This is a genomic window from Paenibacillus ottowii, assembly GCF_006874425.1.
GTDB classification, from domain to species: domain Bacteria; phylum Bacillota; class Bacilli; order Paenibacillales; family Paenibacillaceae; genus Paenibacillus; species Paenibacillus ottowii.
This window is the reverse complement of record NZ_VIJZ01000002.1, coordinates 20,980-31,965: the sequence shown is the minus strand read 5'-3', so window position 1 is coordinate 31,965 and position 10,986 is coordinate 20,980. Positions and strand designations below refer to the sequence as shown.

Annotated in this window: 12 protein-coding genes and 1 riboswitch; of the genes, 10 read left to right on the top strand and 2 right to left on the bottom strand. The window is 43.2% G+C overall.

What is annotated here, in order from left to right; translation table 11 throughout:
* Nucleotides 1-46 precede the first annotated feature (46 nt).
* The 4 genes from FKV70_RS04120 to FKV70_RS04105 are packed head-to-tail and all read left to right on the top strand — an operon-like array spanning nucleotide 47 to nucleotide 2,495.
* Nucleotides 47-526: a hypothetical protein gene (locus tag FKV70_RS04120; protein WP_007430644.1), complete on the top strand. Its 480-nt coding sequence runs from the start codon at nucleotides 47-49 to the stop codon at nucleotides 524-526.
* Between the two features lie 41 nt (nucleotides 527-567).
* The gene (locus tag FKV70_RS04115) at nucleotides 568-963 is read left to right on the top strand and encodes a hypothetical protein (RefSeq protein WP_142611913.1); all 396 of its coding nucleotides are present in this window, start codon (nucleotides 568-570) and stop codon (nucleotides 961-963) included.
* A gap of 1 nt (nucleotide 964) precedes the next feature.
* Nucleotides 965-1,519 (top strand): hypothetical protein, encoded by a 555-nt coding sequence (locus tag FKV70_RS04110; protein WP_063212632.1) that lies wholly within the window; start codon nucleotides 965-967, stop codon nucleotides 1,517-1,519.
* Nucleotides 1,506-2,495, top strand: a complete 990-nt coding sequence (locus FKV70_RS04105) for a hypothetical protein (protein WP_142611912.1) — start codon at nucleotides 1,506-1,508, stop codon at nucleotides 2,493-2,495. The genes FKV70_RS04110 and FKV70_RS04105 overlap by 14 nt, the downstream gene beginning before the upstream one ends.
* 648 nt (nucleotides 2,496-3,143) lie before the next feature.
* On the opposite strand, the gene FKV70_RS04100 is transcribed toward FKV70_RS04105, so the two are convergent.
* Nucleotides 3,144-4,454, bottom strand: a complete 1,311-nt coding sequence (locus FKV70_RS04100; protein WP_142611911.1) for an amidohydrolase family protein — start codon at nucleotides 4,452-4,454, stop codon at nucleotides 3,144-3,146.
* A gap of 157 nt (nucleotides 4,455-4,611) precedes the next feature.
* On the opposite strand from FKV70_RS04100, the gene FKV70_RS04095 reads away from it, so the two are divergent.
* A complete protein-coding gene (locus FKV70_RS04095) occupies nucleotides 4,612-5,040 on the top strand; it encodes a MarR family winged helix-turn-helix transcriptional regulator (RefSeq protein ID WP_063212635.1) in 429 nt (142 codons plus the stop codon).
* 367 nt (nucleotides 5,041-5,407) lie between these two features.
* Nucleotides 5,408-6,118, top strand: coding sequence for a DUF421 domain-containing protein (locus tag FKV70_RS04090; RefSeq protein WP_063212636.1), 711 nt, complete (start codon nucleotides 5,408-5,410; stop codon nucleotides 6,116-6,118).
* Nucleotides 6,119-6,138: 20 nt separating this feature from the next.
* On the opposite strand, the gene FKV70_RS04085 is transcribed toward FKV70_RS04090, so the two are convergent.
* A complete protein-coding gene (locus tag FKV70_RS04085) occupies nucleotides 6,139-6,582 on the bottom strand; it encodes a ferritin-like domain-containing protein (protein WP_063212658.1) in 444 nt (147 codons plus the stop codon).
* A 348-nt stretch (nucleotides 6,583-6,930) separates the two neighbouring features.
* Between FKV70_RS04085 and FKV70_RS04080 the strand changes: the two genes are divergently transcribed.
* From FKV70_RS04080 to thiS, 4 genes are all read left to right on the top strand, one after another.
* Nucleotides 6,931-8,484 (top strand): ABC-F family ATP-binding cassette domain-containing protein, encoded by a 1,554-nt coding sequence (locus tag FKV70_RS04080; protein WP_064796511.1) that lies wholly within the window; start codon nucleotides 6,931-6,933, stop codon nucleotides 8,482-8,484.
* A gap of 85 nt (nucleotides 8,485-8,569) precedes the next feature.
* Nucleotides 8,570-8,678, top strand: a riboswitch (TPP riboswitch).
* 308 nt (nucleotides 8,679-8,986) lie between these two features.
* Nucleotides 8,987-9,607 carry a thiamine phosphate synthase gene (locus FKV70_RS04075; protein ID WP_142611910.1) on the top strand — a complete coding sequence of 207 codons (621 nt, stop codon included), beginning with the start codon at nucleotides 8,987-8,989 and terminating at the stop codon, nucleotides 9,605-9,607.
* Between the two features lie 29 nt (nucleotides 9,608-9,636).
* Nucleotides 9,637-10,785, top strand: a complete 1,149-nt coding sequence (thiO, locus tag FKV70_RS04070; protein ID WP_142611909.1) for a glycine oxidase ThiO — start codon at nucleotides 9,637-9,639, stop codon at nucleotides 10,783-10,785.
* Nucleotides 10,782-10,985 (top strand): sulfur carrier protein ThiS, encoded by a 204-nt coding sequence (gene thiS / locus FKV70_RS04065; RefSeq protein WP_013371465.1) that lies wholly within the window; start codon nucleotides 10,782-10,784, stop codon nucleotides 10,983-10,985. Before thiO ends, thiS begins: the two co-directional genes overlap by 4 nt.
* Nucleotide 10,986 lies beyond the last annotated feature (1 nt).

Below are 10,986 nucleotides of genomic sequence, written 5' to 3'. Positions count from 1 at the left end.
TTTCATTGATGATTAATCCAAAATTAACAAGTTGAGGAGAGAAAAAATGAATAACGCATCAACAGCATTAAAGGTAGCTGCTGGGATATTTTTGACCATCGCACTAATTACGATTGTAGTGATACTGTTTATCTCAGCTCAGGAAGCCACTAAAACGGCACAAAACAATTTTGCCGATATCCAGACTGAATTGTCTCAGGCCTCTTTTACGGTATACGACGGCACTACGATTAGTGGTTCCCAGGTAACCAATGCGCTGCGGAAATTTCAGGGAAAGGACCAGTTCGGTATTCAGATTAAAACTGGAAAAAACATGGCAGGACAGTGGTACGGAAATGCTTTGAATATTAGTCCAGACAGTGAGCAGTATGGTGCCGTGAATGGCGGCAGTGATAAGACGGGGAAAATTGCGAATACACTAAATGAGAAGGAGAATGAATACGTAAATCCAAGTGGTAAATTCAAGGCTGAAATTGTTAAAGACAAATCAAACGTGGTACGTGGGTTGCTGTTTACTCAGTCTTAAGTAGTACAGCAAAGATCAATAGTCATAAGGGAGATGTCAGCATGTCTGATCACGCTTCAAGTATGCTACAGCTTGGTGTGTCAGTTATTTTATTTATAACCGCATGTGCAACGGCAGCAAACTTGTCTTGTCAACTGGGAAGTGCACTTGAATTAAGGTCGCAGCAGGAGGAACAATCTGAGGGACGAATATCCCGTACTATTAAAGTGGAGACACCGCAACGGATTAAAGGGACTCAAGTCATCCAAACCATTCGTATGAACTTACAGGAGGGAATCTCTGTTCAAGTTGACGGTTTAGAGTACAATGTGTACTCTGAACCGTTTGAGCCGGATGTATCTGCCTTGGATGCTTCCTCTGCATATGCCATATACCCACAGCGAAATGGGAACGGAGATATAACATCAGTACGTTTTGAAAAATTGGGGGAGGACTAAAGTGGTTCAAACAATATCCAAACTGTTGGGGGCGCTGCTCGCTGTATTGCTTTTGTATATCGTACCCGCAGCTCAAGCTGCTGAACGGCAGGATGATATATCCGGGTTAAATGCATATCATTCAACTGTACATTTTGTTGATATGGTCAGAACCAAAGGTTACATTACACCGACGATGTATAACGATTTTATGCATGATCTGGAGCTGACAGGCAATACGTACGAAGTTAACTTGGAGCATATGCACAAAAAATATGTACCGAACTATGTAGACGCAGCGAAGCCAGACAGTTTTCTGGGTAATTATGAAGCTGTATACGATGGTTACTATAACCCACAAATCTTACCTGCACTGTTTCCAGATCATTCGCAGCCTAAGTCGGAACAGACGCGTCGGTATACCTTGATGGCTGGTGACTATTTTGCAGTACGATTACATAATATGAATCGGACTCCTGCGGATTTATACAAATCATGGCTTCTGGGTGGATTAGATAACGGTAAGCCGGCAGTAGCAGCTTCTTACGGGGGCATGGTTTTGAATGAAGATTACTGATTTTGCAGTTATTTTTATCCTGCTCTTTTTACCCTTTGGTGTGGTTAGTGATATACAGGTGCAGAATCAACGTGAAGTGCAGCAGCTAGAAATGAAATATACGTCTGCTCTTCGTACCGCAGTTCAGGATGCAGGTGTTGTGCTCTCACAGAATGAACGCCAGGAACGTGAGGCAGGATACGGATCAGATAAGTTTTTTCGTGTAGATAAAGAGGAAGCATTGACCACGTTCCTACACACTCTTTACCTTAATATGGGCATTGATGGGGATACAGCGGCACAACGTGCATTATTGGATTACATACCTGTCATTGTGGTTCTGGATTATGATGGTTATTATACGTTTGCTTCAGCAACCTACCAAGACGTGCATGGACAAGCCACCATAGAACACAAGTGGAGCGTAAAAAAATCCTATGCCTATGTCGATTCTGCAGGAAATAGTGTGGGGTTTACCCTGGATAATTATTTACATGCCTATAATGCCCAGAATCATAGATGGATTGAGGGTTTTCAGAAGGAGTTTGAGGGCCAGACCCCCATTTCGTTACTGAATGATTCAAAAACATTTGAGCAAATACGCCGTTCTACCATCGTTAGCAGCGTTCAGGAGGACTTGGCGCGAATAATTAATATCCACAACGAAAAAGCAGCACATAATAGTATTTCCTATACGTTCACCCTACCACTTATTTCACAGGAGGAGTGGTATAACACGATAGATGATGTGGGGATGATTGCATTTATTCAAGGCATTCCAGTTGGAGATAGGTATTACAATAACTACGGGTTTGGTGGTGGGAGAGTCGTCAGAAAAAAACCTATTATCGGGGCCATAGAACCGGATACTGGAATCAAATATTTTTATAGAGATTCATGTCCAGCTCCCTTTAAAGCGGTTGAACATTTTACAGATGAACAATCTGCGGCAGCTGCGGGATACTTCGAATATCCATATGATAATGGCTTAAAATAATCCACTAAAAGCTGCTAGACATAGCACTGAAGCAAAAAACTAAATTCAGCCGAAGCTTCTATCAAAATATCATTTTTGTGGGCATGATTATCTTATTACTTGCTTTTCAGTCTCAACTCGAGATATTGGAGAAACAGAAGGAGGAAATTACACTTAATCTTGCAGGAGTGTATAGCTCAGGTAAGTTCACCACAATGAATAATCGGATTACAAAACGGGGTGCCAAAGCGACTACGAAGAGCAATTTATTTGGCCGTGTAATCTGACCTGCGACAAGGAGCAAGTCAAAAATAAAAGGCTATTACAAAAGAAAAAGAAAGAACACAAGTCTTACAAGGTAGGTGTGTTTGCCTGCGCCAACAACTATATATCACATATACGCCATCCTTAGTAAAAACGAGCCTTATCACTTGTAAAATACCATATTCATTCATTAGACCGGCAATGCGCGATTAAGCTAACGAAAAAATTTAGTTCAATCATGAATCGACGGGAGCTAGCCACAAACGGCTGTCAGTTTTCATTGAAGTAACGGACCGGGAAGGAGTTTAATTACAGAGACGAACAACAGGGCACTCTTCAAAGTAGAGTGCCCTACCACAAAAATGTTTTCATTATATATAACATATTATTACAAGAGTAAAATGATTAGTTTAGTTTCTGTACACCTTTGAACCATACGGCTTTAATGGACAAGGAATCCGAGATGTTGGTTATGGGATCACCGTTTACTAGTATAAGGTCAGCGCGCGCACCCTCGGCAATACGGCCGCGATCGATAAGACCAAAGCAACGGGCTGGTTTCGAGGTAGCCGACTGAAGCGCTTCTATCGGAGTAAACCCAGCCTTCACCAGCAATTGCATTTCATGATGGACGCTGGCTCCATGAGCAAGGCCTCCAAGATTCGGAATGGGAACCGGAGCAACATCCGTCCCTACCAGAATATCAACTCCGGCACGGTGTAGGTCCATCACATTCTTAAAACTGTCCTCCATATTGCCTTGTGGAAACGTATTGAAACTGGAGTTTAAGATATCGATCCAATCCGGGCTTAATTTGGAGTGAACACGTGGATCATTCGCCAATTCCGATGCCGGATTTCCAGTAATCGATGAATTCAACACCAAGCACGGTGTAACAAAAGCGCCTGAACTCGCTATGGATTTCACTAACTCGGACGTGTACTCGGGTCTGTCAATAAACAAGTGGCCCAAACCGTCGACTCCAAAATCGATGGCTTCTTGCGATGAACGAGCCGTTAAGACGTGGGCGATGACCAACTTATCGAACTTGTGTGCTTCTGTCACGGCTGTTTTTAAAATCTCGTCGCTTAGTACAGGCAGACAAGGTGCACCCATGACCGTTCCTTCTTCAATCATGATCTTAATATAGTCAGCTCCATTTTCCATTTGAGTATGCACATGTTTAATCGTCTCTTCCACCGTGGTCACTTGTGGTATTTCTTCGTGATCGTGAGCGTATGCAGCCAACATCGCTTCCCGGTCTTCTTTCGATAACTTCTCTAGTTCCTTTAATACGAATTCCGGTATTTCGTCTCCATCCGGCAGTAATTCATCTGGGTGTCCGCCCGGAGCGGTGATCGCTATGCCAGCAGAACGGACGTCTGCGACGTCATTCACATTTTTTAACTGAATCTCGCGCCCTCTTTTAGTAAAATCGCCGTTCATTTCGAGTTCTGTTGTAACGCCGAATTTTAAGGCATCGCGTAATCCTCCGATTGAGGTATGGACATGGGCATCAATCAGACCAGGCATTAGGGTCGCATTTTCCCCATCGATAATCGTTGCATCGGCCGGAATGTCTCCACCCACTGAAATAATGGACTCCCCTTTAATGACAACATATCTGGGGGTAATAATTTGATGTCCATCAAAGATACGTACATTTGTAATCGCCGTAACTTGGTCTAATGCAGCATTTTGAGCTACCTTCTCCATTTGAATTCCTCCCAAGTGTTTGCTGTCCAACAATTCGAAGTATAACTGTTAGATATCTAACTGTCAATAAACTAATGTTTGTTTGACACGAAAGTTAGATCTCTGTATAGTTTATTTACTTACAGTTAGCTTTCTAACAATATGGGGAGGTACAATCATGAAGCCTCGCAAGTATACGCCTTATCTGGATTTGTTTCAGGTTATTGGCCTTAAGTTAAAGAAAAAAGCGGACGGTAGCATAAAAGAGTTAGGATTAACCGCTCAACAAGGAAAAATAATTTTGTATATTTACGAGAATCAAGAGACTGGATTGATTCAGAGGGAGCTTGCTGATCGGTTCCATCTGCGCGGGGCTAGCATTACAAGTGTGCTTCAAGGTCTTGAGCAAAGAGGATTTATCGAGCGTAAAATCCCAGCTAATAATGAACGACAAAAAAATATTTATGTTTTACCAAAGGCCGTTGAATTGATTGAAGAATTTAATGACTCCTTCCAAAAGGTGGAGGACGAAATCGTTCAAGTCCTTACCGAAGAGGAGAAGCAAACCTTGAAGGAATTGTTGACCAGAATTAATGAACGCTTATAATTGCGATTGGATCTGCATCGAAGGTCACCTGGATTCTCTATTTCATTAGGCTATGTAATATTGTCCAATAAGCGGAGATTAAGGCTCAATAGTGAATACAATGAATGATTACGCTATCGGAAGAAGATAGTTGAATGAATGACAACAGCGGCAGTCTAAGACTTTATTTATCAAGTCTTAGACTGCCGCTGTTTCTTTAATTGGATCAGTCTAATACTTTATTTTCTGCTGACAACGGGGTTGTATTGATAGGATTAACAGTTAGCAGTTCCCAAGCATTTAGCATTAATCCCATAGGTATATTACTCTAGTGAAGGGGGGAGTATATATACTAATATCTGCAATTTTTTAACAAGGAGGCTTTTGCATGAATGACCATCTCGTTATTTTAATCAGAAGTTTTTCAGCATTCTTTATCTTAATGATAATTGGGAGAATATTAGGGAAGCAAACCCTTTCCAATATGAACTTTCATGAATTCGTAACGGCAGTTATATTAGGAGCTATGGCGGCTAACTTTGCATTTAACGAAAAAATAGAAGTTATCCACCTATTAATAGCCCTGTCCGTTTTTACAATTACTTCTTATGTTTTAGCCAAGCTTTTTTTGAAATTCAGAAGCTTTAAGATGTGGACAGAAGGAACCCCCACCGTTCTCATCGAAGGAGGGCTCATTCTCGAAGATAACTTGAAAAAAAATAATATGACATTGGATTCTTTAAACCAACAGCTTCGCGAGAAAGATATTTTTAATGTAGAAGAAGTGGAGTACGCCCTACTTGAGATTAACGGAAAATTGTCTGCCCAAAAGAAGAAGGAACTGCAAGCCGTGACATTAAAAGACCTACAGTTGAATGCAGGCAATGCCCCACAGTTCCCAATTGAGCTTGTAATCGACGGACAGCTTTTGCATGGCAATTTAGACTCCAACCATATTTCTGAATCCTGGATGAACTCCCAACTCAAAGCACGCGGCAAAAAGTTAGAGGATGTATTCTATGCCGTTAAAGGCAGCAACGGCCAACTTTATGTGGATGATTATAAGGATAATATTCAGCATCCAATTGATATGGAATAGTATTGATTTTCAGAAAATAACTACTTGAGATTCAATGTAATCAGATAATTGTATTTGGCAGCGTGCTTAAGCTCATCCAAGATGATACCGTACACCGTGTCCTTATAGATGCCAGTAGGCAATCCAAACCAGATGTTGCGGTATCGTTCTACCGCACCCAGCTCTCCCATCAAGGCGCGCTGCAGACCTTCGACATAGGAGTGCACCTTTTCATATTTCTCACTACTGATACCTGTAATCTCCTGTCCTGTTAAAGCCCAATACATCTCTCTGAACATTTTGTTATGGGCGCGCTCATCGTTACGGATGCTTTCAATAATAGCCACCTGCTCCTGTGAGGGAGCCAAATTGATCAATTCACTGTAGAACAACTCATCGTTACGCTCCCCTTGTACCGCTTCCTTTATCATTTGTACTGCTTCCTGAAAGCTTGTGTTCCAGATCGGTACAAAATCGGCCCGCATATAATATGAATTTCCCCAGTAAAAAGGTACTTGATACAAGTTTATTCCTCCCAATGTTAGTTTTTAGAAAGTATATGCACATCTGCCCATGTCGGTTCCAACATTAGAAAATGGATGTTCCGCACACTCCTAGTCGCTCTTTTCTTGTGAAGTAATGCTGGCGACTATTTGACTTACTAACATACTGGGTTGATCATACTGATGACCATATGAAAAACCTTAAAATTCGCTGTTTTCATATTCCGATAAGGTGACTGGATGTGCTACAATAAAGCTTTGAAAGAAATCAAATGTATTATATAAGAACAGTCGGCAGCGCCGATGACAATAAGGAGCCAAAAACAGCTTATGAGTTTATTGACTGTAGAAAATGTATCCCACAACTTTGGGGACCGTGCATTATTTAAAAATGTTTCCTTTCGATTGCTTGCGGGGGAACGTGTAGGATTGGTAGGAGCTAACGGTGTTGGTAAATCGACACTCATGAACATTCTGACTGGAAAATTGCTTAAGGATGAAGGCAAAGTGGAATGGACTCCACGTGTGCGTTATGGTTATCTGGATCAGCACACCAAGCTGACACCAGGTAAAACAGTACGTGATGTGTTAAAAGATGCTTTTCTTCCTCTGTTGGAGCTGGAAAAGGAAATGATGCAGATTACGGACAAAATGGGAGATGCTTCTCCCGAAGAGTTGGAAGTTCTGCTGGAACAGATGGGAGAAATTCAAGAGCAACTGGATATGGGGGATTTTTATCTCATTGATGTGAAGGTTGAAGAAATGGCGAATGGATTAGGGCTTTCTGCCATCGGACTGGATCGGGATGTAGCTGCACTTAGTGGTGGACAACGGACAAAGGTCCTGCTTGCTAAGTTGCTGTTGGAAAAGCCGAATGTATTGCTGTTGGATGAGCCTACCAACTATTTGGATGTGGAGCATATTGAATGGCTTACGAGATATTTGAAGGATTATCCTTATGCTTTTATCCTAATCTCACATGATACTGAATTTATGAACCAAGTCGTTAATGTCATCTACCATCTTGAATTTGCTAAGATGACCCGTTATTCAGCTAACTATGAAAAGTTTCTTGAAATGGCGGATCTGAACAAAGCCCAGCATATTGATGCATATGAGAAGCAGCAGGAATATATTAAGAAACAGGAAGATTTTATTCAGCGCAATAAAGCGCGCGCATCTACATCAGGGCGTGCAAAAAGCCGTGAAAAGCAGCTTGACCGGATCGAACGTATTGATAAGCCTGAAGAAGCTGCAAAGCCAACCTTTCAATTCAAAGAAGCCCGTGCGAGCGGGAAAACGGTTTTTGAGGGTATTGATTTTGAAATAGGTTATACACATGCCCTTCTGCCTAAAATGTCCATGACGATCGAACGTGGCGAAAAGATCGCAATTGTCGGCTGCAATGGTGTCGGTAAGTCTACGTTGCTCAAAACCATTTTGGGAAAAATTCCGCCAATCAGCGGAAAGACCTATCAAGGTGATTTCTTGCAGCCTGCTTATTTTGAACAGGAAGTAAAGGCTGGAAAAATTACGCCGATTGACGATGTGTGGAATGAATTCCCACATTTGAATCAGCATGAAGTACGTGCGCATTTGGCACGCTGCGGTTTGAAGAATGAGCATATTACACGGCCTCTATCTGCGCTTAGTGGTGGAGAGCAGGCTAAAGTCCGTCTTTGTAAACTATTAATGCGTGAGAGCAACTGGGTACTGTTTGATGAGCCAACAAACCACTTGGACGTCAAAGCAAAGGATGAATTGAAACGCGCATTGAAGGAATACAAAGGGACCGTATTGCTTGTATCCCACGAACCGGACTTTTACGAAGATTGGGTAACCAAAACGTGGAATGTGGAAGAGTGGTCTAGTAAAGTAAACTAAAATCCAGTTCTAGCATATTTCACACAATATAGGGTTTGCAGAATTAGGAAAATATGCTAAGCTATCGTTAGCTGATACAATAAAATAGTCACACTAGGGGAGCCGCCCATGCGGCTGAGACGGAATAAATGGATTTCGGACCCTTTGTACCTGATCTGGGTTATGCCAGCGTAGGGAAGTGAGCACCGTACAAACAAGAGACGCTCTTTACTTTTGTTCGTGCGGGGAACGATATACGTTTACGGATATATTAGTCCGTTTGATTTTGAACGTTCGTCTAACCACTTCCTTAGGGAAGTGGTTTTTTGTGTTTCGTTCTTTTCATTAGTTCGATCTTCCGTAGACGAATTTACATAGGGTCTCCTTTCATTATTGCTGGCACATGTGGCTAGCTCTGTATGATATTACCTATATGGAGCTGCAACAATATAAGTTCAGCTAATACGATTATATTTTTTAGCTCAAGTGAGGTGAAATTGAAATCGAATTACACGTAATCACGATGGAAAGTGTGTCCTGTGTAGATGTCCCTCAAGTGGCTGCCGCTATTTATCCTTACATTCACTATGTACACGTACGTTCAAAACAGAAAGGCGCGTCTGCTTTGCTTTCTTTGACTCGTAGCATGCTGGAGCAGAAAGTTCCTTTGCAGAAAATTGTAGTAAATGATCGTGTGGACGTAGCTTTACTTACCTTGGCAGGAGCTGTCCAGCTACCGGCTAATGGGTTATCTGTAGTAGATGCAAAAAGTCTACTGCTAGAGGGCACACGCTGTGGAGTATCTGTTCATTCATTGGAGGAGGTACAGGCTGCCGAGCAGGCAGGAGCGGACTATGTACTGTATGGTCATGTATATGAGACCTCTTGCAAGGCCGGACTTGTACCGCGAGGGATAGCACAGCTAGAACGCATATGCGGATTGTCGGACATCCCCGTGATTGCGCTCGGCGGCATACAACCGCACCATGTTCCAGAGCTTTATCATGCAGGAGCAAGCGGAATTGCCGTGATGTCTGGTATTTGGGAAGCTGAGTCCCCCATTGCAGCAGCGATGGAATATAGGCGAATGGTGGATCTTGTAATTCGCGAATCTGAAGCTAGAAAACGGACTAAAGAAAGTTGAATACTCACCAGATAGGAGACAGGGGATAAATGTCAGAGACACATACAGAGACCAAAGCGATAGCACACGCTGAGTGTTTGGTCATAGGTGGAGGCGTGATCGGCAGTTCCATTGCTTATCATGTGGCCAAGGAGGGACGAAGTACAATTATGCTGGAACGATGGATCCCCGGTGAGGGAGCATCTGGAGCAGCGGTGGGAATGCTGGCAGCGGAAAGTGAAGAATTCACAGATCATGAGCTGGCGCGATTTGCCCGTGCAAGTCGAGATGCATTCCCTGAACTTGTCAGTGATTTGGAGCGTTTATCGGGTATTTCAGTGCAATTTCGTACAGAAGGCTTTGTGACTCCTTTTCGTTCGGAAGCAGAGGGGCAAAAACGCTGGAATGCTGCTAAGATGCGAGAGGATGATTGTCACGTTTGGTGGGATGCCAGGGAAGTGGCGCGACGGATTCCGGGCTTGGCAGATCAAGTAATTGGTGCTATCTATCGTTCGAAGGAGACACAAGTGGCCCCTGTCCAGCTTTGCCGTGCTTATGCAGGGGCAGCTGCGGTGCTGGGAGCAACAATATGGTCTGGAACTCAAGCTAAGGAACTGGTCATACAGGGCGGTCGAGTTTGCGGTGTGCGAACGGACATTGGTTTCTTTTCCTGCGATCAGGTCGTGATTGCCGCAGGTTTGGACAGCTCAAAATTGCTAGGGCAGATTGGATTTGATTATCCACTTTATCCGGTCAAGGGCGAAGCGGTAGCTGTATCTTTGAAAGATCATCCGTTGGATTATACCATTTATGCCGACGATGTTTACCTCGTACCTAAACAGAATAACGAGCTTTGGATTGGCGCCACGAGTCTTCCACATCAATATGACAAAGAGGTGACCGCGGGAGGATTAAAGGGGCTGTTGGAACGTGCATCTGTTTGGTTACCGTGTGTACACGAAGCTGCTTTTATACGTGCTTGGGCAGGCTTACGTCCGCAGGCAGCAGCGGAGCGACCTTTTATTGGTCCTGTTCCTGGGGTGGAGGGCGCCTATGCTGCAGTCGGGCATTATCGCAACGGTGTCCTGCTTAGTGATGCGACTGGGCGAGCGATGGCCGCTATGCTTAAAGGGGCAGATGCGGCTGAACTTGGAATAAGCAAATTTCCTTCTGAACTTCTCAAGGAGGAAAGTTTATGAAGCTGACCATTAACGGACAGAGCATGACCATTTCTAATCGAATCACTCGTGTAGATCAGTTGCTGCATGAACTTGATTTAAAGGTGAAAACCGTAGTGGTAGAGCTGAATCGGCATATATTGACCCGTGAAGATCATCATGAAACGGTGCTTAAGGATGGAGATTGCTTGGAAATTGTACATTTTGTAGGAGGCGGTTGAT